Source organism: Shinella sp. 1A1 (genome assembly GCF_055379515.1).
This window is the reverse complement of record NZ_AP039672.1, coordinates 508,025-531,726: the sequence shown is the minus strand read 5'-3', so window position 1 is coordinate 531,726 and position 23,702 is coordinate 508,025. Positions and strand designations below refer to the sequence as shown.

The window sequence follows — 23,702 nt, the reverse complement described above, 5'->3', positions numbered from 1 at the left end:
CGGGAACCAACTGGCACGGCGGAAGTTTCTCCTCCCGCCATTCCCACCAATGCAGGAGACATGCCCATGGCTGACGAAAAGAGCACCGGCAAGCGCACGCTCGGCGTCGTTGAAGGTCGCGACACCATTTCGGAGGAAGCGAAGACCGCCGCCGCGGAGGCCGCGGTCAGCGAGCAGATCGAGGCGCTGAAGGCGGAGATCAGCCGGCTGAAGGAATCCGCGGGCCTGATCGCCGAAGGCACGGGGCAGCTTGCGGTCGCCAAGGCGGAATCGCTGCGCGAGGACCTGCGCCAGACCATTCAGGCCAATCCGATCGCCGCCCTCGCCGGCGCTGCCCTCATCGGCTATCTCTGCGGCCTGCGCCACCGGTAGGCGATCTTTCCCGATGCCATGAAAAAAGCCCGGCAATGCCGGGCTTTCTTATACGTTCAGAACCAGCGCTGGCGGCGCGGCGGTTCGCTTTCGAGAGACCCGAGCAGATAGCCGAGCACGATGCCGGCCAGCCCCGCGCCCAGCACGAGCGTGGAAAGGGCGGCGGGATGCTCCCGCGCGGTCTGCGCGACGGCCGCGCCCTCGTTGCGCACGTATTTCGTCGCGGAGCGGACGGCGGGACGGGCCGCCTCCATGGCGCTGCCGGCGCGCTCGCGCACGGTTTCATAGGCCTCGGCACTCCGCTCGCCGAGATCCTTCTGAAGCTGGGCGATCTCGTCACGCAGGGCGGAAATCTGGGATTGGACGTCGTTGCTTGCCATTGCGGTCTCCTTGTCAGCAATCCAGACCGAACGAATGGCGCGCGGCTTGGTTCCCAGCCGCAAGGAGAATTGCGCTCAGCCCGCCTGACGCCGCCCGTCGCGGCGGATCTGCGACGGCGTGTCGCCGAAGGCGGCGCGGAAGCGCCGGGTGAAGTGCGACAGGCTCTCGAAACCGGTCTCCAGCGCGATCTCGATCAGCGGCTTGTTGGTGCGCACCACCATGGTGAAGGCGGCCGCCATGCGGATCTTCATGTAGATCGCGCTCGGCGAGGCGCCCATGTCGCTCTCGAACAGCCGCTCGAGCTGGCGGCGCGAGACATTCGTCATCGTGGCGATGCTGTCGATGGACAGGAGGTCCTCGGTGTGCTGCTCCATCATCATGATGGCGAGATGCACGCGCCGGTCGCGGGCCTCCAGGCCCAGCGGATTGCGCGGCTGGATGTCCGTGGCGTCGCGCCGGTGGCGGATCTGCAGGATCTCCAGCGCATTGCGCTCGGCCGCCTCGCCGACATGATGGCGCACAAGCGTTGCCGCAAGATCCGCGACGCTGCTGCCGCCGGCGCAGGTCGCCACCTTGCCGTCGAAGCGGAAGATCTGCTCCGACGTCGCATCGATATCGGGATAGCGGGCGCGGAAATCGCGGTGGTGGAGCCAGCTCACACAGGCCGTATGCCCCTTGAGCAGGCCCGCCTCGGCAAGGATGAAGCTGCCCGTACAGAGGCCGATCAGGCCGACGCCGGCATTGACCGCCTTGCGCAGATAGGTCGTCGCATAGCTGTCGATCGGCTCCTCAACGCTGAGGAGGCCGCCGACGACGGCGATGTAGTCAAAACAGGACGGGTCGGCGAAGGGCGCAGTCGGCGCGACCTGGATGCCGCTCGAGGAGGAAATGAAATTGCGCGTGCTGCTGAGCACTTCCCAGTCGCAGTTGACACGGCGGGAGCGGTCCTCGCTGTCGCTGGCAAGCCGCAGCGTATCGACGAACAAGGCAAAGGCAGAGAGCGTGAAGCTCTTAGACAGGATGAAGCCGACGCGCAACGCCTTAGGGGCCGACGCGGCATTCATCTCCTTCGACGTCCGAACCTCAACCGCCATCCAGTCCTCCCAAACCGTTTCGCCGGAGAATATCGTCACCGGCAAGGCCCTCGCAAGAGCCATAGCAGATTTCCCGGGCCCTCTCCATTCCCTGCCTTCGCTTTGTGGAAGGATCAGGGCCGGCGGGCGCCCCGCACGGCCAGCGACACGGCATAGAGCGAGGTAGTCGCGGTGATGAAGAGGCGGTGGCCGCCCCGCCCGCCGAAGCAGATGTTGGACACGGTCTCCGGCACGAGGATCCTGCCGAGGCGCTGGCCGTCCGGCGCGATGCAGTGCACGCCGTCGCCGGCCGAGGACCAGAGATTGCCGTTCTCGTCCACGCGCATGCCATCCGCGCAGCCGGGCGAGATAGTGTGGAAGACATCGCCGCCCGTCAGGCTCCAGTTGCCGGCGACATCGAAGGCGCGGATATGGCGCGGATCGTCCGTGTGAATACGCCCGGTATCGGCGACATAGAGGCGCCTTTCATCCGGGCTGAAGGCAAGGCCGTTCGGGCAGTTGAAATCCGTAAGCATCGCCCGGACATGGCCGGAATGCGGATCGACACGGTAGACGTGGCAGGCAAGCTCCTGCTCGCTGCGCGTGCCCTCGTAATCCGAAACGATGCCGTAATGCGGATCGGTGAACCAGATCGCCCCATCCGAGGTCACGACCACATCGTTCGGCGAATTTAAGGGCTTGCCCTCATAGCTGTCGGCGATCACGGTGATGGCGCCGTCGTGCTCGGTGCGGGTCACGCGGCGGGTGCCGTGCTCGCAGGTCACGAGCCGGCCTTCCCGATCACGCGTGTTGCCGTTGGAGAAATTCGACGGCTCGCGGAACGTCGTGATGCCGAGCGCCGGACTCCAGCGCAGCATGCGGTTGTTGGGAATGTCCGAGAACAGCAGGCAATCGTGATCGCCGAACCAGACGGGACCCTCCGTCCAGTCGAACCCTCCGGCGAGCTTCTTCAGCGGGGCATTGCCCAGCACGAAACTCGAAAACACTGCCTCTTCCGCCTCGAAAAACGACATCCATCCCTCCTCTGCCATGAGGAAGCTTTCTAACGGCTATGGCGGCGCCCGCCTAGCCTGCCGTCAGGAAGCCGTCCCGCCGCCGCCGTCGAGTGCCCGCTCCATCCACGCTTCGAGCGCGCCGCGGATCGCCTCTTCCGCCGGCCGTTCGCGCGTGAAAGCCCACCAGATATGCGCGCCCTGCCAGACGCTCGCCATCTGCCAGCCGAGACGTTTGCCTTCCTCCACCTCGACTGAAAGGCGGCGGCCAAGAGCGGCCGCGATCCGGTGCCCCCAAACCGCGCCGCGGCTGCGAAGCACGGGATTGCGGACATCTTCCCGCAACAGGAGCAGCCCGTCGGTGGCCGCTTCTTCCGCGCTCGCGGCAGGCATCAGGCGCATGAGGAAGGCGACCGCACCCGCGGGCGTCGGCGGCGTCTCCCTGTCCGCCGCTTCGGTTTCCTCGTCCAGCCGGTCCCAGGCGCGCAATAGCGTCGCCTCAAGCAAGGCTTCGCGGTCGCCGTAGCGCTGCACGAGCGTTGCCGGCGAAAGGCCGCACGCCTTCGCCGCACGGGCGAAGGTGAGGCCGGCCGGTCCCGTCTCCCGCAAGGTTTCGAGAATCGTGTCGAGCACCGCTTCGTCGGGGATTGTCTTGTGTCTTGCCATGGCTATATATAAATGTTCGTTCATTTATTAATCAAGAGGATTTCCAATGGCCCGTATTCTCGGATACATCGCCGCAAGCCTCGACGGCATGATCGCCACGGCTGACGACAGTCTCGACTGGCTGTTTGAATATGACGGCATGGACCTCGGCGAACACGACTACCGCACCTTCATCAAGCGCATCCGCACGGTCGTGATGGGGCGCGGTACCTACGATTTCATCGCAAGGGACCCCTCCCCCTGGGCCTATGGAGACCAGCGGACCTTCGTCGTCACATCCACGCCCATCGACAATCCGAAAGGTCCTCTGGAAATCCGCAGCGACATCGACGCACTGATTGCCGAGCTGCGCGCGCTCGACGATGGCGATGTCTGGATGCTCGGCGGCGGGCAGTTGCAGATGGCCTTTCTGGAACGGGGCGCACTGGACGAGATCGAGATCTATGTCATCCCGGAAATGCTCGGCGGCGGGCGGCCGCTCTTTCCGCCGACCGGCTTTCGCGCCAGCCCCGAGCTGATCGGCGTACAGGCGCTGGACCGGGGCTGCGTGCGCCTGCACTACCGCTTTTCTCAGCCGGCATAATACGCGGCGACGGCCGCCGCTGCCGCCGCGATATCCGCCGGAAGACCGAGATTGCGGAGGGCGATCCCATAGGCTGCGACATTGCCGAGCACGGCCTCGAAGCGGGCGCGCTGGCCGGTATGATTGAGCCGCACGAGATTTTCCGCGCCCGGGCCGACGCCCGGCGACATGTCCGTTTCGAGATGTGCCGCGGCGGCGAGGAAAGCGTCCATATTGACGCCATCGGGCAACCTTGCCGTCGTGACAAGATGGGAGGCGCGGCCGGCCGGGGCCGAGGGCGCCGCGCCGAGCGCGACCAGACCGTCGCGTGCCGCCTTCGCCGCCCGGGCATGGCGGGCGAGGACGGCATCGGGGCCTTCCGCCTCGAAACGGTCGAGCGCCGCCTCCAGCGCGAAGAATTCCAGCGAGGCAGAGGTGCCGGGCAGCGCACCGCGTCCGGCATCGAGCCAGGCCTTGCGGTCGAGCAGCGACAGCGACGATTCGCTTGGGGCGCCTTCGGCCATCACCAGCCGCCACGCGACGGGGCTGACCGAAACCGCCGAGACGCCCGCCGGCCCGGCCAGCGATTTCTGCGGACCGATCACCGCGATATCGACGCCGAGCGCATCGACGTCCAGCGCATGGCCGCCGACCGAGGCGACGGCATCCACCACCGTCACGATGCCGCGGACGCGGGCGGCCGCGACGATCTCCTCCAGCGGGTTGAGCACGCCATTGGCCGATTCCGCATGGCAGAAGATGACGACCTTCGTATCCGGATGGGCCTTGAAGGCCGCTGTCACGGTTTCCGCATCGATGGGCCGGGCGGGCTCGGCCATAAGCGTCACGACCTCCGCGCCGCCCCGCCGCAGCCAGCCGCCGAACCATGCACCGAAGGGGCTGGTGACGATATTGATCGCCTTCAGGCCCGGCCGGGCAAGGCTTGCCGTCACCGCCTCCAGCGCCACCACGGCCTCGGTCTGGAAGAGGAGGATATCGTTCCGCGTCTTCAGGATCCGGCCCAGCCGGTCGGCGACGAGGCCGAAGCGTTCGGGCGGGAAGACGGGGGCGTCGTTCAGGGCATTCCAGCGGTCAAACGGCATTTCGGTCTTCCTGCGTAATGAGGCGCGGCACGGCGCCGATGAGTGCGCGGGCGGCGGGCGATTGTGGATTGCCGATCACCTCGGCCGCCGGGCCGCTCTCCACGATCTGGCCGGCATCCATGATGGCGATGCGATGGGAAACGGCGGCGAGCACCGCAAGGTCATGCGAGACGAAGAGATAGGCGATGCCGCGCTCTTCCTGCAGGGCGACGAGGAGTTCGAGCACCTTTTCGCGCAGCGAGACGTCGAGGGCCGAGACCGCCTCGTCGAGCACGATCATGGTCGGCCGCGAGGCGATGGCCCGGGCGATGGCGATGCGCTGGCGCTGGCCGCCAGAGACGTCGCGGATCGAGCGGGCGGCATAGGCGGCCGGCAGGCCGACGCGGTCGAGCAGCGCCGCCACTTCCCGCCCCCGCCCGGCCTTCGGCACGATATCGTGGATGCGCAGCGGGTCCTCGATCACCGAACCCACCGTGGCACGCGGATTGAAGGCGCCGAGCACGTCCTGGAAGACCATCTGCATCCGCGCCCGCCGCCGGCGCAGTTCGCCGCCGGGCAGTGCCAGCCAGTCCTCGCCGCCGAAACGGACCGTGCCGCCATCGGCCGGAACGAGGCGCGTGAGGACGCGCGCCAGCGTCGATTTCCCGCTTCCCGATGCGCCGGCAAGGCCGAGCGTCTCACCGGCCGAAAGGGTCAGCGAGACGCCGTCGAGCGCCGTCACGACCCGGCCGCCGGAAGCGTAGCGCTTGTCGAGGTTCTTCACGTCGAGCAAGGTCATCGGCCCGCCTCGTGGATCAGCGGCGGTGTTGCGAGATCGCGGTGGCTGGCGATCAGGGCGGCGGTGTAGGCGGCTTGCGGCTTCGCGAGAACCGTGCCCGTCGCGCCCGTCTCGACCAGCATGCCGTCGCGGAAGATCGCCACGCGGTCGGCGAAGCCGGAGGCGAGCGCGATATCATGGGTGACGAAGACCAGCGTCATGCCGCCCTGGCGCACGAGTTCGTCGAGCAGCGCGACGATCTCCGCCTGCACGACCATGTCGAGCGCGCTGGTCGGCTCGTCGGCGATCAGGAGGCCCGGCCTTGCCGCAAGCGCCGCGGCGATCGCCACGCGCTGGCGCTGGCCGCCGGAAAGCTGGTGCGGGAAGGCGTGCAGCGCCTTTGCGGGATCGGGGATATGCACCCGCTCCAGCATTTCCAGCGCGCGGGCCTCTCCTTGCCGGCGCGAAAGGCCGAGATGCCGGCGCGCGCCTTCGGCGACCTGTTCGCCGATGGTCAGCACCGGGTTGAGGCTGGCGGACGGGTCCTGGAAGACGAAGCCGATATCGCGGCCGGCGCGCGGCTGGCCCGTCGACCAGCGGAGGCTCCCGGCAACAGCTGCCCCATCCGGCAGCAGGCCGGCCAGCGCCCGCGCGAAGGTGCTCTTGCCCGATCCGCTTTCGCCGATGATCGCCAGCCGCGCACCGCCGAGGATATCGAGGTCGATGCCCTGCAGGGCGGGCGCGGTCTCGCCGCGATAGGTGACGGCGAGTTGCCGTATCTCGCACAGCGCCGTCATGCCACCCCTCCCCGGCTGGAGAGCGCCTTGCCGAGCCCTTCGCTGAGGAGATAGACGCCGACGACCGTCACGACCAGCGCGAGGCCGGGGAAGATGGAGAGGAAGGGCGAGGAGCGCAGGACGTTGCGCCCCTCGGCGATCATCGATCCCCAGGTGACGATGTTCGGGTCGCCGAGGCCGAGGAAGGAGAGCGCGGCTTCCGTCAGGATCGCGGCGGCGACGATGATGGCCGCAAGCGCCAGCACGGGCGGCAGGACGTTCGGCAGGATTTCCCGGAAGGCGATCTCCACCGGATGCATGCCGACGACGCGCGCCGAGGCGACATAGTCGCGCTCGCGCACGGACAGCACCTGCGCCCGCGTCAGCCGCGCCGGATCGGCCCAGGCGCCGAGCGCGATGGCGAGCACCACGACCGGCACGGACGCGCCGATCACGCTGACGAAGGCGAGCGCCAGAAGGAAGCTCGGCACGATCTGGAAGGCGTCGACCACGCGCATCAGCGCCTCGTCGACGATGCCGCCGGCAAAGCCCGCGGCAAGGCCGACGCAAAGACCGATGGCAAGGGCGGCACACGCCGCCGCGAGCCCGACGAGGAGCGAAGTGCGCGCGCCATGCACGATCCCCGCCAGCACGTCGCGCCCCAGCCGGTCCGTGCCGAGCGGAAAGGCGGGATCGGTGAAGGGCGCGGTCAGCGCGCGGCCGGCGATGCGCAGCGGATCGCCGGGGGCAAGCACCGGCGCGAACAGCGCGACGAGGGCGAGCGCGGCGAGAAGGCCGAGCCCGATGGCGCCCTCCGGCGTGCGCAGGAGCTTCCGCAACAACCTCATGCGCTGCGCTCCGAGGCCCCGACGCGCGGGTCGAGCGCGGCATAGACGATGTCGATGACAAGATTGACGAGGATGACCAGCACCGCGCTGGTAACGATGATGCCGGTGAGGAGCGCCGTATCGCGCCCGCTCACCGCCTCCTGCGCGAGCCGCCCGAAGCCGGGAATGGCGAAGATGCTCTCGATGACGACGCTGCCGCCGAGCATCGCGGCCGATTGCAGGCCGAGCATGGTGACGAGCGGCAGCAGTGCATTGCGCGCCACATGCCGGAGCACGATCCGCGCCCGCGACAGGCCCTTCGATTGCGCGAAGAGCACGAAATCCAGCCCCCAGACCTCCGCCATCCCCGCCCGCATGACGCGCAGGAAGAGCGCCATGTAGACCAGCGTGAGCGTCGCGACCGGCAGCGCCAGATGGGCGGCAATGTCGGCGGCGCGGGAAAGGCCCGTGCGCCCGGAGGCAATGGTCTCGATGCCCGATGTCGGCAGCCAGCGCAGTTGCACGGCGAAGACGATGCTGAGCACGAGACCGAGCCAGAAGCTGGGGATGGCGTAAAGGACGAGCGAAAGGGTCGAGAGCACCCGGTCGCGGCCGCTGCCCGGCCTCGCGCCGGCTACGATGCCGAGCGCCGAGCCGATGGCGAAGGACAGCGCCGTGGCGCTGCCCATCAGAAGCAGCGTGTTGGGCAGGCGCTCGAGGATGAGGTCGCGCACCGGCCGGTCGAAGGCGACGGACCAGCCGAGATCGAGCCTTGCGAGCGAGGAGAGGTACAGCCAGAGCCGCGCCGCCATAGACTGGTCGAGGCCGTAGGAGGCCCGGAGCGACTGCGCGATGGCCGCATCCCCGCCGCCGATGGAGAGGAGATAGGCGTCCACGGCATCGCCCGCCGCCGCCTCCAGCAGCAGGAATGTCAGGACGACGACGATCAGCAGCACGGGAATGCTGCCGACCGCGCGGCGTCTCAGCAATCGAAGGGCTCGGTTCACGCTGCGCCAGACCTTGCGATGTTTTCGGCCGACCCTATCACGACTGGAGCGCGGTATCTGCCCAGTTGGAGACCGCCCAGCGCGGATTGCTGGCGACGTTCAGCACCGTGTCGCGCGCGACCGTGATGAAGCCCCATTCGGCAACGTTGATCAGCGGCAGGTCGGAGACGACCAGCTTCTGGAACTGCCGGTAGAGTTCAGTGCGCGCAGCAGTGTCGATGGTCTCCGCCGCCTTGGCGATGACGGCGTCGAGCTCCGCATTGGCATAGCCGCCCTGGTTGGAGAAGCCGACGCCGGCGGGAATGCCGGATTGCACGAGGATGGTGGTCGAGATCGCCGGATCGCCGCGGAAGACCGGAGGGGCGACGGCGAGGTCGAAATCGTGGTCGGTATACACCGCCTGCTGGTGCGCGGCGGCATCGGCATTGACCAGTTCCGCGTCGATGCCGATCTCGGCGAGCGCCTGGCGCAGGTAATCGCCGAACTGGCGCGTCTCATTGAAATAGGGCGCGGGGCGCAGCTTCAGCGAGAAGCGCTTGCCGTCGGCGCCTTTCGCATAGCCGGCCTCGTCGAGCAGCGCATTGGCCCTGGCGACATCGAAATCGTAGGCCGGCACGTCGGCATCGTAGAATTCCGGCGCGTTCTTCGGCACGGGGCCGGTGGAGGCGGCGGCATAGCCGAGGAAGATCGTGTCGACCACGAATTTTTTGTCGATGGCATGGGCGATGGCCTGGCGCACCTTGAGGTCGGCCAGCTCCTTGCGGCGGTGGTTGATCTCCACGACGAGCTGGTAGGTCAGCGCCTCGTAGCCCTTGGTAATGACCTCGATGCCGGGCACCTTGGAGATGCGGTCGAGATCGGTGAGCGGCACGGCGGAGAAGGCCGCGAGCTGGATCTCCTCGGCCTCCAGCGCCGCGCCCGCGCCGGCGCGGTCCGGCAGCACGCGGAAGATGATCTCGTCGAGCTTCGGCTGGCCCTTGTCCCAATAGGCCTCGTTGCGGGTCAGGCGGTAATATTCGCCGGGCTTGTATTCGGCAAAGCGGAACGGGCCGGTGCCGACGAGCTGGATATTCGCCGGGTTGGCGGCGATGTCCGTGCCCTCGTAGAGATGCTTCGGAATGACGCTGCTGACGACGGGTAGCGCGTTGCGGATGAGCTGGAGCGGTGTCGGCCTGGAGAAGCGGAAGATCGCGGTCGCCTCGTCCGGCGTCTCGACGGCCTCCAGATTGGCGAAGACGATACGGCCGAGATTCTGCAAGGCTTTCCAGACGTTGAGCGCCGAGAAGGCGACGTCGGCGGAGGTGAAGGGCTTGCCGTCGTGCCAGGTCACGCCCTCGCGCAGGCGGAACGTGACCGAAAGCCCGTCCTCCGAGCCCTCCCAGGCGGTGGCAAGGCGCGGCGCGAGCCCGTCCTTGCCGTCGAAGGACGCTTCTGCCAGCGGCTCCACCACCTTGCTCGCGACGAAGAACACGCCGTTGGAGGCGACGATGGCGGGATTGAGGTTCTTCGGCTCGGAATCGGCCGCCACGATCAGCCTGCCGCCGGACGGCGCATCCTGAGCGAAAGCAAGCGTCGGCAGGGCCGTGGAGGCCAGCAGCGCCGCCGCGGCTTGCAAGAAGGTACGCCGGGTTGGGGTCGCGGTCAGCATCTCTCTCTCCTGCTTCGACATGTCGTTCGCGATAGTGGTGACGAATCGCCCTCGATGACAGAGAGGAAATTCTCTCGACCCGCCTTGCAAGAACAAATTGTTGCGGGTCGGCCTTCGAGGCTTCCCGCCTCTCCATTGCAGCCTTGCCGCGGGCGGAGTATGCCGCGCTTTACGAGTGCAATACGGTTGGTGTGCCGAGCCGCCGGGCTCGCGCGAAACGCCCTTGGCAGCCGTATCGTCATTCCCGCCACCTGAACGAGGAAAAGACCATGAACGAACAGACCGCCGCCCGCCTCAAGGCCCTGCGCCAGCGCATGGCCGAGACCGGTACCGGCCTCGTCGCCGTCGCGCCCGGCTCCCACATGGACTGGATGCTGGGCTTTCATCCGCATCCCGACGAGCGCCCCTGCCTGCTGCTCATCGGCCCGCAGAAGGAGGCCTTCCTGATGCCGGCGCTGAATGCCGAGGGCACCCGCGAATTCACCGACATCGCCTTCCACAACTGGGCGGATGAGGAAGGCCCGGACTCGGCCCTGCGCGCGGCGTTGTCGGCCATCGGCGCTGAAGCGCCGGGCCTCGTCGCGCTGGACGAGACGATGCGGGCGGACTTCGCCCTGCTGCTCCTCGACGCGCTACCCGCCGACACGCGCCGCGACTTCACGCCGGCAACGCTCGGCGGCCTTCGCATGCGCAAGGAGGGCAGCGAATATGCCAAGCTGAAGATGAATGCCGGCATCGCCGACCGCGCCATGGAAGCGGCCTTCGCGGCGATCAGGCCGGACATGACCGAGAAGGAGCTTGCCGCCGAAATCCGCGCGCACTTTTCCTCGGAAGGCGCTTCGCCGCAATTCTGGATCGTCGGCGCAGGCGGCAACGGCGCCTTCCCGCACCATTCGGCCAGCGACCGGGTCATCCGGGAGGGCGATGCGGTGGTGATCGACATCGGCGGGCGCAAGCAAGGCTTCCCCTCCGATATCACCCGCATGGCCGTCGTCGGCATGCCGCCGGAAGGCTATGGCGAGATCCACACCATCGTCGAGAAGGCCGTGCAGGCCGCGCTCAAGGCCGCCCGTCCGGGCGTCGTGGCGCGCGAGGTGGATGCCGCGGCCCGCAAGGTCATCGCCGATGCGGGCTATGGTGACTATTTCGTGCACCGCACGGGCCACGGCATGGGCATCGACGGCCATGAACCGCCCTACATCACCGCGACCTCCGAAACGGTGCTGGAGGAAGGCATGGTCTTCTCCATCGAGCCCGGCATCTATCTGCCCGGCCGTTTCGGCATCCGCCTGGAGGACATCGTGATCCTGCGCGAGAACGGGCCGGAAGTCCTTTCCTCCCTCCCGCGCACGGTTCACATCGCGCGAATCTGACATCGTCAGGGGCGGCGCTGCCTCGCAACGCCGCCCCTGAAGAAGCCTCTCAGTTCAGCGCGAGTCCTGCGCCGGCGACGGCGCGGGTGAAAAGCCGATTATCTCCGACGGGAGCAAGGGCGGACCGCTCCTTCAGCAGTTCGAGGAAGTCGTGGCCGGCGGCCCAGCGGCCGAAGCCGCTCGCGACATTGATATGGCCGGCCGCGCCGATATCGATCAGGTCGCTGCCCCAGGCCCGGGCGGTCCGACGCAGCCGGTCGAGCGGCATATAGGGGTCGTTGAGGCTGCCGACCACGAGCGTCGGGAACGGCAGGCGGCGGAGCGGCATCGTACCGAAGCGGACGATACAGGGATGGAGCGTCTCGGTGGCGTCGAGGTCGCAGGGCGCGACGAGCAGCGCGCCGCGGATGCGCGCGGCGAGCGGGCTTTCGGCGAAATGCGCCGCCAGCACGCAGCCGAGGCTGTGCCCGACGAGCCAGACGTCCCGGCCAATCATCTCGACCTGCCGGGCCAGTTCCTCCAGCCAGCGCCCGCGATCCGGGCAGGCCCAGTCATACTGCTCGACGACGCGGCTCTCCGGATTGTCGCGCGCCCAGTGGCGCTGCCAGTGCCCCTCCGGCGAGCCGTTGAGGCCGGGAAGGATGAGCGTATCGACGGGATGATCGAGCGACGGCATGGCAGGCCTCCTTTGCGGGACGGGATCTGCCGGAATGATGCGCGCGACCGTCACCGCGCGTAAGGAAGGCGCTGCTCCAGTCTGCAAAATCCATAAAAATTCTTTGCAATTCACCCCGGGCGCGGACGGTTGCCGGCCTAAGCGCTCCTGCCGCGCGCGGCGACCCGCTCGAAATGCCCCCGGCCGAGATGGCCCGCGCCGTCGCGGATATCGGCGGCGATCGCCGCCTTGAGCGCGGCGGCGTCGCGGTTGACGATGGCGGCGAGCGCCTCGGCATGCCGGTCGACCTGATAGGTTTCCGACAGGGTCTCGCCGGCCCGGCGCATGAAGGGGCCGAGACGCAGCCAGAGGGATTCGATGAGCGGCAGCATGACGGTGCCCGGCCGCGCCTCGTAGAGACAGCGGTGAAAGTCGAAATTGGCCTCCACCAGCCGCCCGAAATCGGCGGCGGCCAGCGCCTCGTCGGCAAGCCGGTCCAAAGCCCGCAGGCGCGAAAGCCGCGCCTCGTCGACGAAGGGCATGGCCCGCTCGGCGGCCCGCGTTTCCAGCGCGAGGCGGGCTTCCAGCACCTCCTCGAAGCTCTGGCGGTCGAGATCGGGGACGCGGACGCGGCGATTGTCGAGCAGTTCCAGCGCCCCGTCCGCCACGAGGCGGTGGAGCGCTTCGCGCACCGGCATGGCGCTGACGCCCAGCGCCTCCGCCAGGCCGTTGATCGTCACGGGATCGCCGGGCTCGAACTGGCCCGTCATGATGCCGCGCCGCAGGACGCGATACACCCATTGCTTGGCGGATTCGGACACCTCCCGGCCGCGTGCAACCAGCATGCTGAAACCCTCCCTCCGCACGACGCCGCTCTCCCGGCGGTCATCGTCTCAGGGCTGAATTTCCGGGCTTTTGCACGCAGGGCGGATAAATCTGCAAAGCCCAAAATCGCCCTTTACAGATTTGATCAAATTATGATTTGTTGTGATCATAAGCAAGTCAAGCCTATCACATAAGAGCCGTGATCAGCGGTCGGACAGAAACAGCCGGCGGTTTGGGCAGAGGAAGCTCGGGCGCCGGTCGAAAAACGGGGAACCGATGACTGAGACCCGAACGACCGCCGCCCATGGCGGTGCCATCGGCATGCATGGCATCAAGAAGTGGTTCGGCAGCTTCCAGGCAGTCAATGACGTGACGCTGGATATCCGCCCGAACGAGTTCTTCACCCTTCTGGGGCCTTCGGGCTGCGGCAAGACCACGCTCCTTCGGATGATCGCCGGCTTCGAGCTGCCCACCGAGGGACAGGTCCTGCTCGACGGCACGGACATTTCACGGCTCCTGCCGAACCAGCGCCCGGTCAACACCGTCTTCCAGAACTACGCCCTCTTCCCGCACCTGACCGTCGCCGAGAACATCGGCTTCGGCCTCAAGATGCTCGGCAAGCCGAAGGCGGAGATCAACGGCGTCGTCGCCGACATGCTGAAGCTCGTGCATCTCGAAGGGCGCGGCGACAATCCGGTGACGCAGCTTTCCGGCGGCCAGCAGCAGCGCGTGGCCCTCGCCCGCGCGCTTGCACCAAGGCCCAAGGTGCTGCTCCTCGACGAGCCGCTTTCGGCCCTCGACCTCAAGCTGCGCAAGTCCATGCAGATGGAACTGAAGCGCCTGCAGCTCGAAACGGGAATCACCTTCGTCTTCGTCACGCACGACCAGGAGGAAGCCCTCACCATGTCCGACCGCATCGCCGTCATGTCGACGGGTACGGTGCGGCAGGTCGGCTCGCCCTGGGAGATCTACGACCGTCCGGCCGAGCGCTTCGTGGCCGACTTCATCGGCGAGACGAATTTCCTCGAGGCCGACGTTGTCTTCGTCGCCGACAGCAAGGCGCGCGTGCGCCTCTCCTCCGGCGCGGAAATCTCCGCCACCTTCCCGGCCAGCCTAACGCCGGCGGGCAAGGTCACCATCGTCGTCCGCCCGGAACACGCGCAGGCCGGCGCCCCCTCGCCCGCCGTGCTGCTACGCGGCATCGTCCACGAGATCGTCTATCTCGGCACGGACACGCATCTTCACGTCCACCTCGACGACGGCAAGAGCTTCATGGTGCGCCAGCAGAATGCCCGCAGCGGCCATTGCGGTTTCTCCAAGGGCGACCCGATCGGCATCGGCTTCAGCGACGACGTCGCCCAGATCCTGAGGGACTGACGATGAACGGCGCACAGGAAGCCGCCGTCGCGGCCAGGAAAAAGGACATCCGCTCCCGCTGGCTGCTCAGCGCGCCGGCCCTCATCATCATCTTCGTCGCGGCCGTCGGGCCGCTCTTGGTCATGCTGCTCTATTCCTTCATGGCCAAGGGCGACTATGGCGACGTCCGGTTCGGCGAATTCTCGCTGGACGGCTGGACCTCGGTCTTCTTCGAGCGCGACATCTTCGACGACACGCTCGGGCTTGCCGATGCGCATCTCTCCATCATCTGGCGCTCGCTGCAACTCTCCTTCTTCACGACCATCCTGACGCTGGTCCTCGGCTTCCCGACGGCCTATTTCATCGCGACGCGGCCGCCGCATACCCGCGAGATCTGGGTCTTCCTCGTCACCATTCCGTTCTGGACGAACCTCCTGATCCGCACCTTCGCGATGCAGCAGGTCATCCGCAACGAGGGGCTCCTGAACAACGCCCTCATCTGGCTCGGCATCATCAAGCAGCCATTGCAGATCATGTACACGGACACGGCCAACCTCCTCGGCATGACCTATGTCTACCTGCCACTGATGGTGCTGCCGCTCTATGCGTCGATCGAGAAGCTCGATTTCCGGCTGGTGGAAGCCGGATACGATCTCTATGCCACGCGCTTCCAGGTGCTCCGCCGGATCGTCATTCCGCTGGTCAAGCCCGGCCTCATCGCCGGCTCGATCCTCGTCTTCATCCCCTCGCTCGGCGCATACGTCATTCCGCGCGTGCTGGGCGGCGGCAAGAACATGATGCTGGGCAACCTGATCGAGATGCAGTTCGGCTCGGGCCGCAACTGGCCGCTCGGCGCGGCGATGTCCATCACGCTGATGGCTCTCGTGATGGTGGCGCTCATCGTCTATGTCCGCAACGCCTCGCGCGGAGGAGCCGGTCATGCTTAGATCGCGTTTCGACGTCCGTGCCCAGCCCGGCTTCGGGCTCATCACCCTCTTCACCTTCTTCGCGCTCTACCTGCCGATCGCCGCGCTGGTCATCTACTCCTTCAACGGGGCGGAATCGCTTTCCCGCTGGGACGGGTTTTCGACGCGCTGGTTCGTGGCGGCATGGCGGAACGCCGCCGTGCAGGACGCTGCCATCCGCTCGATGGTCATCGCCGTGTGGGCCGCGCTCCTTGCGACGGTCGCCGCGACCATGGCCGCGCTCGCGACGACGCGAACGCAGCCCTATCGCGGCCTCACCTTCAAATATGCGCTCATCAACCAGCCGCTCATGGTGCCGGAGATCGTCACGGCGGTCGCGCTGCTGATCGTCTTCTCGCGCATCAAGGTGTGGACCGGCTATTCCGGCCTCGGTTACCTGATCGCGGCTCACACCGCCTTCTGCATTCCCTTCGCCTATCTGCCGATCCGCGCCCGCCTCGAAAGCATGGACCTGACGCTGGAGCGGGCGGCGGCCGATCTCTACGCGACGCCGTGGAAGACGTTCCGCTACGTCACCCTGCCGCTGCTGCGGCCGGCGATCATCGCGGGCTTCATGCTGGCCTTCGTCATCTCGCTCGACGACGTCGTCATCACCGAATTCGTCAAGTCCGGTGGCCAGGACACATTGCCGACCTACATGCTTGGCCAGCTCCGGCGCGAGACCTCGCCCGAGATCAACGCGATCGCCACGGTCTTCCTTGCGCTCTCCACGGCGCTGGTCGTGGTCTTCTTCTTCATCAACAGAAAAAAGCAATAAGCATCGGACAAACCACAGAGAGGAACGGAAATGAAAACGAAATGGATGACGACGACGGCGATGGCGGCAGTCGGCCTGCTTGCCCTTGCGAACGCCGCCTCGGCTGCCGGCGAGCTCAACATCTACAACTGGGGTGATTACACCAACCCGGAACTCGTCAAGAAGTTCGAAGCCAAGTACGACGTGAAGGTCACGGTCACCGACTACGATTCCAACGACACGGCGCTCGCCAAGGTCCGCGCCGGCGGCCATGGCTTCGACCTCGTCGTACCCTCGGCCAACTACGTGCAGATCTGGGTGAAGGAAGGCCTCCTGCAGGAAGCCCGCCCGGACCAGATGGAGAACTTCAAGAATGTCGACGAGCGCTGGGTCGACGTTCCGTGGGATCCGGGCCGCCATTACACCGTTCCGTGGCAGTGGGGCCTGACGGGCATCGGCGTCAACACCTCCGTCTACAAGGGCGACATCAACACCTCGGCGATCTTCCTCGATCCGCCGCCGGAACTGGTCGGCAAGCTCAATGTCGCGCCGGAAATGAACGACGTGCTCTTCGCCACGATCAAGTATTTCGGCGGCGACTGGTGCACCATGGACAAGGAGGTCCTGCGCAAGGTCCGCGACAAGCTGGTCGAGGCGAAGGCCAAGTGGCTCGCCATGGACTACAGCGTGACGGAGAAGCTACCGGCCGGCGACTATGCCGGGGTCTATTACTGGAACGGCGCCATCATGCGCTCGCGCCTGAAGAACCCGGACATCAAGTTCGGCTATCCGAAGGAAGGCTTCCCCTATTTCATGGACAGCGTCGCGCTGCTGAAGGACGCGAAGAACACCGAAAACGCCAAACTCTTCATGAACTTCATCATGGAGCCGGAGAACGCGGCGCTGATCTCGGCCTTCGCCAAATATGCCAACGGCATTAAGGGCTCGGAAAAGTTCCTGCCGGCGGAAATGCAATCGGCGCCCGAACTGGTCGTGCCGCCTGAATTCGAGAAGGCCGGCGAATTCCTCGCGACCTGCGAGCCGGAGACGCAGCAGCTTTACACGAAGATCTGGACCGAACTGCAGAAGTAAGCGGCAAAGCCGCGCAATATACGAGGACAGCCCCGGGCGGGAAGGCTTCGGCCTTCCCGCGCTTCGGCTGAATTTTTCATGATCAGGACCTTCAAGGACAGGCACGGCTTTGCCCGCGCCGATGTGACCCTCGCCAACTGGCGCACCGCCCCCTACAGCCGCTGGACCTTCCAGAACGTGCGCGACTTCGTGCCGACCGCGGTGATCGCCGCGGAGAATGCGGCGGCCGAAGTGCCGCTTGCCAGCGGTTTCTTCCTCGATGCGGCGATGGAGACCGGCCTTGCCGGGGCCTCGACGGCGCGCGCCTTCCTCGAATTCGCGCAGACCGACGCCTTCGTCATGATGCGCCGGGGCGAGATCGTCGCGGAATATTACGCGCCGCATGCCGATCCCAACGCGCCGCATCTCGTCTTCTCCATTTCCAAATCGCTGACCGCCGTCCTCTCGGGCATCCTGGAAGCGCAGGGCCTCATCGATCCCGACCGGCCGGTGACGGACTATCTGCCGGAAGCCAAGGGCAGCGTCTACGGCGACTGCACCTATCGCGACGTGCTCGACATGCGCGTCAGCCTCGATTTCGAAGAGGCCTATCTCGATCCCTACGGCGCCTTTGCGCGCTACCGCCGCGCCATGCTGTGGAATCCGCCGATGAAGGACGCCGAGCCGGAAACGCTCGCCTCCTTCCTGCTGACGCTGCAGAAGGCCGAGCGGCCGCATAGCGGCCCCTTCTACTATGCCTCCCCGAACGCCGACCTGCTCGGCGTCGTCATCGAGCGCGCGACGGGCGCCCGCTTCGCCGACCTCACGTCCGACCTCCTGTGGAAGCCGATGGGCGCCAGGGGCAATGCCGATATCACGGTGGACGCCATCGGCACGCCGCGCACGGCCGGCGGCGTTTCCATGACGGCGCGCGACCTCGCGCGTCTCGGCGAGCTCCTGCGCAATCACGGTGTCCGCAACGGCCGGCAGGTCGTTCCGGAAGGATGGATCCGCGACATGCAGGAAAACGGCGACCGGGAGGCCTGGCAGCAGGGCCGCAATGTCGACCTGCCGAACGGGCGCTACCGCAGCCAGTGGTACCAGTCCGGCGAGGCGGACGGGGCCTTCTGCGCCATCGGCATCCATGGCCAGTGGCTCTATGTCGATCCCAGCACGGAAACCGTCATCGTCAAGCTCTCCTCCCAGCCGGAACCGCTCGGCGACGAGGAGAACCAGGACATCTTCACCTTCTTCCGCGCGCTCTGCCGCCGGGCTGTCTGAGGAACGCACATGCAGACCGAAGCAAGCTTCATTATCCGCAATGCGCGGGTGCTGACGATGGACGAGGCGAACCCGCGCGCCGCTGCTGTCGCCGTCTCGGGAAACCGCATCCTGGCCGTTGGGTCCGAGGCCGAGATCGACGCCTATTCCGGCCCCGATACCCATGTGATCGACGCCAAGGGCGCGACCGTTCTGCCGGGCTTCAACGAAGCGCATATGCACATTTTCGGCGGCTCGGCCGAGCTGCGCGAACTGTCGCTGATGGGCGTCAAGGGCTTCGACGCCCTCGACAAGGCGCTGAAGGCCTATGCGGCGGACTATCCGCAGCGCGACCTGCTGATCGCCCAGCATGCCGACTACACGATCCTGTCCAACGACGAGCGCGTGACGCGCCACCATCTCGACCGCATCCTGCCGGACCGGGCCGTGCTGATCTTCGCGCCGGACCATCACACCGCCTGGGCGAACACGCTGGCGCTGAAGATGGGCGGCATCCTCGAAGGGCGCGACGTCGGCATCGGCAACGAGATCGTCATGGGCAAGGACGGGCTTGCCAATGGCGAGCTGCGCGAAAGCAACGCCATCCGCCCGGTCTCCGCGCTCGGCGAAACCGGCGCGCGCGAGATGCTCGGCGTCGGTACCGGCGGCGATCCCGACCATGTAACGGCGGAGGAACGGGCGGCCGACATCGAGATCATCAGGGAAGGTCTCGCCTATGTCGCCTCGCTCGGCATTACCTCGCTGCAGAACATGGACGGCAGCCTCTACCAGCTCGAAATGCTGGACGAGATCGAGAAGACGGCGGGCCTACCCGTGCGGGTGCGCATGCCCTTCCACATGAAGAACTTCATGCCGCTCTCGGACCTCGAAGCCAAGGCGGCCGCGTGGCGCGAGCGCTTCAATACGGACCGCCTGCGCTCGGATTTCGTCAAGCTCTTCATGGACGGCGTGACGGAATCGGGCACCGCCGTCTTCGTCGACGACTACAGCCACCAGCCCGGCTGGAAGGGCGAGCCGCTGTTCTCGCAGGCGCATTTCGACGAGATCGCCATCGCCGCCGACAGGCTCGGCCTGCCGGTCGCCGTCCACGCTATCGGCGACGGCGCGGTGCGCATGGTGCTGAACGGCTACGAGGCCGCCATCGAGGCCAATGGCAGGCGCGACAGCCGCAACCGCATCGAGCATATCGAGGTCGTGCATCCGGACGACGTTCCGCGCTTCAAGGAACTCGGCACCATCGCCTCCATGCAGCCGACGCACCCGCCGGGCAGCGCCGGCCTGCCGCTGGAGCCTTACCTGTCCTATATCGGCGAGGAACGCTGGCCCCATGCTTTCGCCTGGCGCACGCTCACCGATGCCGGCGCGCCCATCGTCTTCGCCACCGACTGGCCGGTCTCGCCACTCGATCCGATGCACTGCATCCAGTGCGCCATGACGCGCACCATCTGGAAGGAGGGCATGCAGGATCAGCGGCTTTCGCTGCACGAGACGCTCGCCGCCTATACGCGGACCAGCGCCTGGGTGGAGTTCATGGAGGATCGCAAGGGCGTACTGAAGCCCGGCTATCTCGCCGACATCGTGGTGCTTTCGGCCGATGTGGAGGCCGCCGATTTCGCGGACCTCGCCGCCATCCGCCCGGTCACCACCATGTGCGACGGGCGCATCACCTACCAGGCCTGACCGAACCGGGCCCGGGCGGGGCGGCTTATCATCCCGTCCGGCCGAGATCGACCAGATAGGTGTTTTCCGCCCGCGACACCGCGTAGTCCTCCGGGCGGATTTCCGCGAAGAGCAGGGTCTCGCCTTCGGCCGGAGCTTCGGCGAGCAGCATGCCGTCCGGGGCGGCGATGCGCGAGAGGCCGGCATAGCTGAAGCGGTCGTCGGCGCCGCAATGGTTGATATAGGCGACGAAGACCTGGTTCTCGAAGGCGCGGACCTGGATCATGTGGCCCGCAATGAAGGTGCCGGCAGCGCCCTTCGGCAGGGCGGTCGGCACGATGACGAGCTCGGCGCCGGCAAGCGCCAGGCGGCGGACGTTCTCGGGGAATTCCACGTCGTAGCAGATCAGCATGCCGAGCCGGACGCCGCCGAGCTCCACCATGACGGAGGCCGGCACGCCGGGGCGGAAGGCATGCCGCTCGTAATCGCCGTAAAGATGGGACTTGCGGTAGACGGCATTGGTGCCGATGCCGTCGGTGAAGAGCGCGCTGTTATAGACATGCGAGCCTTCCCGCTCGGCGAAGCCCGCCACGATGGCAAGCCTGTTCTCCTGCGCGATGGCGCTCAGCTGCGCCGCGACATCGCCCGTCGCCGGCGAAGCGAGCCGCGCGAAGGCCGCATCGCCCGCGCCGTAGCCGGTGACGGCAAGCTCCGGCACGATCAATAGCTTGGCGCCGGCGGAGGCCGCATCGGCGGCCGCGGCCGCGATGCGCTGGATGTTGGCTTCGTCATCGCCGGCGATGGCATGCATCTGGAGGGCGGCAATCCGCATGGGTTTCGTCCTAATCCCGCGACGACATGGCGCCGAGCAGCTTGGGCAGATCGCCGAAGCGCGCGACGAGACCGAAAATGGCGGCGGCGATCGCCACGAAGAGGATCGTGACCGAGGCCATCGTCGGCGTGTAGCCATAGCGCAGCGCGTTGAAGATCTTGATCGGCAGCGTCTCCATCGTGAAGCCGATCGTCATGTAGGCCACGATATACTCGTTGAGCGACAGGACGAAGGCGAAGGCATAGCCGGAGATGAGATAGGGCAGGATCAGCGGCAGGACCACCGTGCGGAAGATCGTGCGGTCGTCCGCCCCCATCGTCGCGGCCGCTTCCACCAGCGAGCGGTCGATGGAGGAGAAGCCGAGCGAGAGCGTCACCAGCGGCAGCGTCACGAAGAAGATGGAATGGCTGATGACGGCGGTCGCCGGCTGGCCGTAGAAGCCCGTCGTCGCCCAGAAGGTGAGGAGGCCGAGCGCGGTGATGACCGGCGGCAGCGTGAAGGGCGCGATGCCGAGAAGCTGGAAGATATTCGCCCAGGGCGCATCGCGCCGCCACAGGAACCAGGCGAGCGGCAGCGCGATCATCAGCGCCACGGCCGCCGAAAGCGCGGCGAGCGTGATGGAGGCGAAAAGGGCGTTGCGCCATTCGACATTGGCGAAGATCTCGCCGTACCAGCCGAGCGAAAAGCCCTGCGGCGGGAAGGCGAGCGTCTGCTTCTCGTTCACCGAGACGCCGGCGACGACGATGATCGGCAACGAAAGGAACAGGCCGATCAGGCCGAAATAGAGCCGTTGCAGCAGCGTGTTCATGCGGCTTCCCCCTTGCGGCCGGCATAGACGGTAAGCGCGACGAGGCCGAGCGTGACGAGCACGAGGAAAACGGCCATGGCGGCGGCGAAGGGCATGTTCGACTGGTAGATCGCCTGGTCGGTGATGAGCACCGAGAGCGTCCAGTGCTGCGGCCGGCCGAGAATCTGCGGCAGCAGGTAAGAGCCGAGCGCGAAGATGAAGACCATGATCAAGGTCGCGACGATGGTGTTGCGCAGCGCCGGCACGACGACGGTGAAGAAAGCCTTGACCGGCGAGGCACCGAGCGTGCGCGCCGCCTCCGTCAGCGTCGGATCAAGCCGCACGAGGGCGGGATAGAGCACCAGCACCGTATAGGGCAGCGCCTGGTAGACCATGGCGGTCAGCACCGCGCCGAAGCTCGGGTTCAGCGCCACCGCCTCCTTCAGGATGCCGAGCGCGACGAGGATGTTGGTGATGCCGGCGGTGCGCGAGAAGAGCGTCGACCAGGCAAAGCCGATAATGACCTCCGACAGCGACAGCACCGAGAGCAGCGCCACCAGCCAGAGCACCTGCGCGCGCCGCCCGGCGCGCGAGAGGAGATAGGTGAAGGGCACCGCGAGCACGACGCAGCAGATGGCGACGGCGATCGCCAGGAACAGCGAGAAGCCGAGCACCTTGCCGAAGAACAGGCTGAGGAAGCGGGCGTAATTGTCGAAGACGAAATCAGCCGAATAGAAGCCGGCCGGATCGCGCTTGAAGAAGGAGACCGCGATCATCGTCGCGAAAGGCACGACGAAGAAGACGATCAGCATGCCCGCCGGAAAGACCAGCGGCGCATAGTCCGAGAGTTTCTGCGGGGGCTCGCGTCTCATGACTTCAGCACCACGCAATCGGCTGGGTCGAGCCCGATGCCGACCTCCTGCCCGATGGCGACCTCAGGCCGGGCATTCGGCATGGAGACGGCGACGATCTGCTTGCCGCCGGCCTCCACGAAAGTCTCGATCGTGCCGCCGAGATCGCGAATGAAGGTGACCTTGCCGGTGATCGCACCGTTGCCGGGAGCAGTCAGGCGCACGTCCTCGGGCCTAACCGAAAGGATGCCGGAAGAAAGGCCGGCCGGGAGGGCAAGGCCGGCGACCGGGCTGCCGAGAACCGAGGCGCCGGAGGCATCCGCGGAAAAATCGATGAGGTTCGTCATGCCGATGAAATCGGCGACGAAGGTATCGGCCGGGCGGCGGTAGATCTCGACCGGCGGGGCGGCCTGGCGGATCTCGCCGCCGTTCATCACCACCACGGTGTCGGCCATGGTCATGGCCTCGCGCTGGTCGTGGGTGACGACGATGGTGGTGATGCCGAGGCGCTGCTGGAGCTGGCGCAGTTCCACCTGCATGGCCTCCCGCAGCTTGGCGTCGAGCGCGGAGAGCGGTTCGTCGAGCAGGAAGAGCTTCGGTGAGATGGCGAGCGCGCGGGCGATGGCGACGCGCTGGCGCTGGCCGCCGGAGAGCTTCGCGACGGGGCGGTCGGCGTAGCCCGTGAGGTGGATCATCGACAGAAGCTCGTCGACACGCTTCTTCTGTTCCTCCTTGCCGACGCCGCGGATGCGCAGCGAATAGGCGATGTTCTCGCCGACCGTCAGGTGCGGGAAGAGCGCCAGCGACTGGAAGACCATGCCGAGGTCGCGCTTGTGCGTCGGGACATGGGTGATCTCCGCGCCGTCGAGCCGGATCTCGCCGCTCGTCGGCAGGTCGAGGCCGGCGACCATGCGCATCAGCGTGGTCTTGCCGCAGCCGGACGGGCCGAGAAGGCAGACGAAGGTGCCGTGCGGCACGGTGAGCTGCACGTTCTTGACGGCCGTAAACGTGCCGAATTGCTTGGTGACGTTCTGAAGGGTCAGCCCGGACATTGGTTCTCCGCTCGGCGCGTTCGTTGTGATGACGCCCGGCCGCCGGCATATCG

General features: G+C 66.7%; 25 protein-coding genes. 9 read left to right on the top strand and 16 right to left on the bottom strand.

The genetic code is table 11. From position 1 onward, the window contains the following. Positions 1 to 66 precede the first annotated feature (66 nt). Entirely contained in the window at positions 67 to 372 is a 306-nt protein-coding gene (locus tag ACZ48C_RS19195; protein ID WP_119255786.1) for a hypothetical protein, read from the top strand. 56 nt (positions 373 to 428) lie between these two features. Here ACZ48C_RS19195 and ACZ48C_RS19190 read toward each other — a convergent pair whose 3' ends face one another. The 4 genes from ACZ48C_RS19190 to ACZ48C_RS19175 form a co-directional block, all read right to left on the bottom strand. Beyond that, positions 429 to 752: a hypothetical protein gene (locus tag ACZ48C_RS19190; RefSeq protein WP_119255787.1), complete on the bottom strand. Its 324-nt coding sequence runs from the start codon at positions 750 to 752 to the stop codon at positions 429 to 431. Positions 753 to 827: 75 nt separating this feature from the next. Beyond that, entirely contained in the window at positions 828 to 1,847 is a 1,020-nt protein-coding gene (locus tag ACZ48C_RS19185; RefSeq protein ID WP_119255946.1) for a GlxA family transcriptional regulator, read from the bottom strand. Between the two features lie 113 nt (positions 1,848 to 1,960). Then, positions 1,961 to 2,860: an SMP-30/gluconolactonase/LRE family protein gene (locus ACZ48C_RS19180; RefSeq protein WP_464783691.1), complete on the bottom strand. Its 900-nt coding sequence runs from the start codon at positions 2,858 to 2,860 to the stop codon at positions 1,961 to 1,963. A 63-nt stretch (positions 2,861 to 2,923) separates the two neighbouring features. Continuing rightward, a complete protein-coding gene (locus ACZ48C_RS19175; protein ID WP_464783690.1) occupies positions 2,924 to 3,505 on the bottom strand; it encodes a TetR family transcriptional regulator in 582 nt (193 codons plus the stop codon). Positions 3,506 to 3,551: 46 nt separating this feature from the next. Between ACZ48C_RS19175 and ACZ48C_RS19170 the strand changes: the two genes are divergently transcribed. After that, the gene (locus tag ACZ48C_RS19170) at positions 3,552 to 4,088 is read left to right on the top strand and encodes a dihydrofolate reductase family protein (protein ID WP_464783689.1); all 537 of its coding nucleotides are present in this window, start codon (positions 3,552 to 3,554) and stop codon (positions 4,086 to 4,088) included. Here ACZ48C_RS19170 and ACZ48C_RS19165 read toward each other — a convergent pair. Genes ACZ48C_RS19165 through ACZ48C_RS19140 form a run of 6 tightly spaced genes read right to left on the bottom strand, consistent with a single transcriptional unit; the run spans position 4,076 to position 10,185 of the window. Next, entirely contained in the window at positions 4,076 to 5,170 is a 1,095-nt protein-coding gene (locus ACZ48C_RS19165) for a pyridoxal-phosphate-dependent aminotransferase family protein (protein ID WP_464783688.1), read from the bottom strand. The genes ACZ48C_RS19170 and ACZ48C_RS19165 overlap by 13 nt on opposite strands. Continuing rightward, on the bottom strand, positions 5,160 to 5,948 hold the full coding sequence (locus ACZ48C_RS19160) for an ABC transporter ATP-binding protein (RefSeq protein WP_464783687.1): 789 nt from the start codon (positions 5,946 to 5,948) through the stop codon (positions 5,160 to 5,162). Before ACZ48C_RS19160 ends, ACZ48C_RS19165 begins: the two co-directional genes overlap by 11 nt. Beyond that, a complete protein-coding gene (locus ACZ48C_RS19155) occupies positions 5,945 to 6,724 on the bottom strand; it encodes an ABC transporter ATP-binding protein (RefSeq protein WP_464783686.1) in 780 nt (259 codons plus the stop codon). Before ACZ48C_RS19155 ends, ACZ48C_RS19160 begins: the two co-directional genes overlap by 4 nt. Continuing rightward, positions 6,721 to 7,551 (bottom strand): ABC transporter permease, encoded by an 831-nt coding sequence (locus ACZ48C_RS19150; protein ID WP_464783685.1) that lies wholly within the window; start codon positions 7,549 to 7,551, stop codon positions 6,721 to 6,723. Before ACZ48C_RS19150 ends, ACZ48C_RS19155 begins: the two co-directional genes overlap by 4 nt. Next, positions 7,548 to 8,537 carry an ABC transporter permease gene (locus tag ACZ48C_RS19145; RefSeq protein WP_464783684.1) on the bottom strand — a complete coding sequence of 330 codons (990 nt, stop codon included), beginning with the start codon at positions 8,535 to 8,537 and terminating at the stop codon, positions 7,548 to 7,550. Before ACZ48C_RS19145 ends, ACZ48C_RS19150 begins: the two co-directional genes overlap by 4 nt. Before the next feature lie 37 nt (positions 8,538 to 8,574). Further along, positions 8,575 to 10,185 (bottom strand): ABC transporter substrate-binding protein, encoded by a 1,611-nt coding sequence (locus ACZ48C_RS19140; RefSeq protein WP_464783683.1) that lies wholly within the window; start codon positions 10,183 to 10,185, stop codon positions 8,575 to 8,577. 269 nt (positions 10,186 to 10,454) lie between these two features. Here ACZ48C_RS19140 and ACZ48C_RS19135 point away from each other — a divergent pair, with 269 nt between their 5' ends. Next, positions 10,455 to 11,558: a M24 family metallopeptidase gene (locus ACZ48C_RS19135; RefSeq protein ID WP_464783682.1), complete on the top strand. Its 1,104-nt coding sequence runs from the start codon at positions 10,455 to 10,457 to the stop codon at positions 11,556 to 11,558. A 49-nt stretch (positions 11,559 to 11,607) separates the two neighbouring features. Here ACZ48C_RS19135 and ACZ48C_RS19130 read toward each other — a convergent pair whose 3' ends face one another. Together ACZ48C_RS19130 and ACZ48C_RS19125 are read right to left on the bottom strand one after the other, a co-directional pair. Further along, entirely contained in the window at positions 11,608 to 12,234 is a 627-nt protein-coding gene (locus ACZ48C_RS19130) for an RBBP9/YdeN family alpha/beta hydrolase (protein ID WP_464783681.1), read from the bottom strand. A 137-nt stretch (positions 12,235 to 12,371) separates the two neighbouring features. Next, the gene (locus ACZ48C_RS19125) at positions 12,372 to 13,058 is read right to left on the bottom strand and encodes a GntR family transcriptional regulator (RefSeq protein WP_318912486.1); all 687 of its coding nucleotides are present in this window, start codon (positions 13,056 to 13,058) and stop codon (positions 12,372 to 12,374) included. A 256-nt stretch (positions 13,059 to 13,314) separates the two neighbouring features. On the opposite strand from ACZ48C_RS19125, the gene ACZ48C_RS19120 reads away from it, so the two are divergent. The 6 genes from ACZ48C_RS19120 (at position 13,315) to ACZ48C_RS19095 (ending at position 20,148) form a co-directional block, all read left to right on the top strand. Continuing rightward, positions 13,315 to 14,415 (top strand): ABC transporter ATP-binding protein, encoded by a 1,101-nt coding sequence (locus ACZ48C_RS19120; RefSeq protein ID WP_464783680.1) that lies wholly within the window; start codon positions 13,315 to 13,317, stop codon positions 14,413 to 14,415. A gap of 2 nt (positions 14,416 to 14,417) precedes the next feature. Next, positions 14,418 to 15,341, top strand: a complete 924-nt coding sequence (locus tag ACZ48C_RS19115; RefSeq protein ID WP_318912484.1) for an ABC transporter permease — start codon at positions 14,418 to 14,420, stop codon at positions 15,339 to 15,341. Beyond that, entirely contained in the window at positions 15,334 to 16,137 is an 804-nt protein-coding gene (locus tag ACZ48C_RS19110; RefSeq protein ID WP_464783679.1) for an ABC transporter permease, read from the top strand. The genes ACZ48C_RS19115 and ACZ48C_RS19110 overlap by 8 nt, the downstream gene beginning before the upstream one ends. Before the next feature lie 30 nt (positions 16,138 to 16,167). Continuing rightward, positions 16,168 to 17,208, top strand: a complete 1,041-nt coding sequence (locus tag ACZ48C_RS19105; protein WP_119255803.1) for an extracellular solute-binding protein — start codon at positions 16,168 to 16,170, stop codon at positions 17,206 to 17,208. A 78-nt stretch (positions 17,209 to 17,286) separates the two neighbouring features. Beyond that, positions 17,287 to 18,468: a serine hydrolase domain-containing protein gene (locus ACZ48C_RS19100; RefSeq protein WP_464783678.1), complete on the top strand. Its 1,182-nt coding sequence runs from the start codon at positions 17,287 to 17,289 to the stop codon at positions 18,466 to 18,468. A gap of 9 nt (positions 18,469 to 18,477) precedes the next feature. Then, a complete protein-coding gene (locus ACZ48C_RS19095) occupies positions 18,478 to 20,148 on the top strand; it encodes an amidohydrolase (RefSeq protein ID WP_464783677.1) in 1,671 nt (556 codons plus the stop codon). A gap of 28 nt (positions 20,149 to 20,176) precedes the next feature. Here ACZ48C_RS19095 and ACZ48C_RS19090 read toward each other — a convergent pair whose 3' ends face one another. Genes ACZ48C_RS19090 through ACZ48C_RS19075 form a run of 4 tightly spaced genes read right to left on the bottom strand, consistent with a single transcriptional unit; the run spans position 20,177 to position 23,649 of the window. Then, on the bottom strand, positions 20,177 to 20,959 hold the full coding sequence (locus tag ACZ48C_RS19090; RefSeq protein ID WP_464783676.1) for a carbon-nitrogen hydrolase family protein: 783 nt from the start codon (positions 20,957 to 20,959) through the stop codon (positions 20,177 to 20,179). A 10-nt stretch (positions 20,960 to 20,969) separates the two neighbouring features. Next, positions 20,970 to 21,767: an ABC transporter permease gene (locus tag ACZ48C_RS19085; protein WP_464783675.1), complete on the bottom strand. Its 798-nt coding sequence runs from the start codon at positions 21,765 to 21,767 to the stop codon at positions 20,970 to 20,972. Then, a complete protein-coding gene (locus ACZ48C_RS19080) occupies positions 21,764 to 22,618 on the bottom strand; it encodes an ABC transporter permease (RefSeq protein ID WP_119255808.1) in 855 nt (284 codons plus the stop codon). Before ACZ48C_RS19080 ends, ACZ48C_RS19085 begins: the two co-directional genes overlap by 4 nt. Then, positions 22,615 to 23,649 (bottom strand): ABC transporter ATP-binding protein, encoded by a 1,035-nt coding sequence (locus ACZ48C_RS19075; protein WP_464783674.1) that lies wholly within the window; start codon positions 23,647 to 23,649, stop codon positions 22,615 to 22,617. The genes ACZ48C_RS19080 and ACZ48C_RS19075 overlap by 4 nt, the downstream gene beginning before the upstream one ends. Positions 23,650 to 23,702: the final 53 nt, after the last annotated feature.

Excerpts from the sequence above, each read along its gene's own strand:
- ACZ48C_RS19140 (WP_464783683.1), bottom strand. The coding sequence starts at position 10,185 with ATGCTGACCGCGACCCCAACCCGGCGTACCTTCTTGCAAGCCGCGGCG.
- ACZ48C_RS19155 (WP_464783686.1), bottom strand. The coding sequence starts at position 6,724 with ATGACGGCGCTGTGCGAGATACGGCAACTCGCCGTCACCTATCGCGGC.
- ACZ48C_RS19190 (WP_119255787.1), bottom strand. The coding sequence starts at position 752 with ATGGCAAGCAACGACGTCCAATCCCAGATTTCCGCCCTGCGTGACGAG.
- ACZ48C_RS19095 (WP_464783677.1), top strand. The coding sequence starts at position 18,478 with ATGCAGACCGAAGCAAGCTTCATTATCCGCAATGCGCGGGTGCTGACG.
- ACZ48C_RS19075 (WP_464783674.1), bottom strand. The coding sequence starts at position 23,649 with ATGTCCGGGCTGACCCTTCAGAACGTCACCAAGCAATTCGGCACGTTT.
- ACZ48C_RS19115 (WP_318912484.1), top strand. The coding sequence starts at position 14,418 with ATGAACGGCGCACAGGAAGCCGCCGTCGCGGCCAGGAAAAAGGACATC.
- ACZ48C_RS19195 (WP_119255786.1), top strand. The coding sequence starts at position 67 with ATGGCTGACGAAAAGAGCACCGGCAAGCGCACGCTCGGCGTCGTTGAA.
- ACZ48C_RS19180 (WP_464783691.1), bottom strand. The coding sequence starts at position 2,860 with ATGTCGTTTTTCGAGGCGGAAGAGGCAGTGTTTTCGAGTTTCGTGCTG.
- ACZ48C_RS19105 (WP_119255803.1), top strand. The coding sequence starts at position 16,168 with ATGAAAACGAAATGGATGACGACGACGGCGATGGCGGCAGTCGGCCTG.
- ACZ48C_RS19085 (WP_464783675.1), bottom strand. The coding sequence starts at position 21,767 with ATGAACACGCTGCTGCAACGGCTCTATTTCGGCCTGATCGGCCTGTTC.
- ACZ48C_RS19090 (WP_464783676.1), bottom strand. The coding sequence starts at position 20,959 with ATGCGGATTGCCGCCCTCCAGATGCATGCCATCGCCGGCGATGACGAA.
- ACZ48C_RS19150 (WP_464783685.1), bottom strand. The coding sequence starts at position 7,551 with ATGAGGTTGTTGCGGAAGCTCCTGCGCACGCCGGAGGGCGCCATCGGG.
- ACZ48C_RS19110 (WP_464783679.1), top strand. The coding sequence starts at position 15,334 with ATGCTTAGATCGCGTTTCGACGTCCGTGCCCAGCCCGGCTTCGGGCTC.
- ACZ48C_RS19165 (WP_464783688.1), bottom strand. The coding sequence starts at position 5,170 with ATGCCGTTTGACCGCTGGAATGCCCTGAACGACGCCCCCGTCTTCCCG.
- ACZ48C_RS19135 (WP_464783682.1), top strand. The coding sequence starts at position 10,455 with ATGAACGAACAGACCGCCGCCCGCCTCAAGGCCCTGCGCCAGCGCATG.
- ACZ48C_RS19160 (WP_464783687.1), bottom strand. The coding sequence starts at position 5,948 with ATGACCTTGCTCGACGTGAAGAACCTCGACAAGCGCTACGCTTCCGGC.
- ACZ48C_RS19080 (WP_119255808.1), bottom strand. The coding sequence starts at position 22,618 with ATGAGACGCGAGCCCCCGCAGAAACTCTCGGACTATGCGCCGCTGGTC.
- ACZ48C_RS19175 (WP_464783690.1), bottom strand. The coding sequence starts at position 3,505 with ATGGCAAGACACAAGACAATCCCCGACGAAGCGGTGCTCGACACGATT.
- ACZ48C_RS19170 (WP_464783689.1), top strand. The coding sequence starts at position 3,552 with ATGGCCCGTATTCTCGGATACATCGCCGCAAGCCTCGACGGCATGATC.
- ACZ48C_RS19120 (WP_464783680.1), top strand. The coding sequence starts at position 13,315 with ATGACTGAGACCCGAACGACCGCCGCCCATGGCGGTGCCATCGGCATG.
- ACZ48C_RS19125 (WP_318912486.1), bottom strand. The coding sequence starts at position 13,058 with ATGCTGGTTGCACGCGGCCGGGAGGTGTCCGAATCCGCCAAGCAATGG.
- ACZ48C_RS19130 (WP_464783681.1), bottom strand. The coding sequence starts at position 12,234 with ATGCCGTCGCTCGATCATCCCGTCGATACGCTCATCCTTCCCGGCCTC.
- ACZ48C_RS19185 (WP_119255946.1), bottom strand. The coding sequence starts at position 1,847 with ATGGCGGTTGAGGTTCGGACGTCGAAGGAGATGAATGCCGCGTCGGCC.
- ACZ48C_RS19100 (WP_464783678.1), top strand. The coding sequence starts at position 17,287 with ATGATCAGGACCTTCAAGGACAGGCACGGCTTTGCCCGCGCCGATGTG.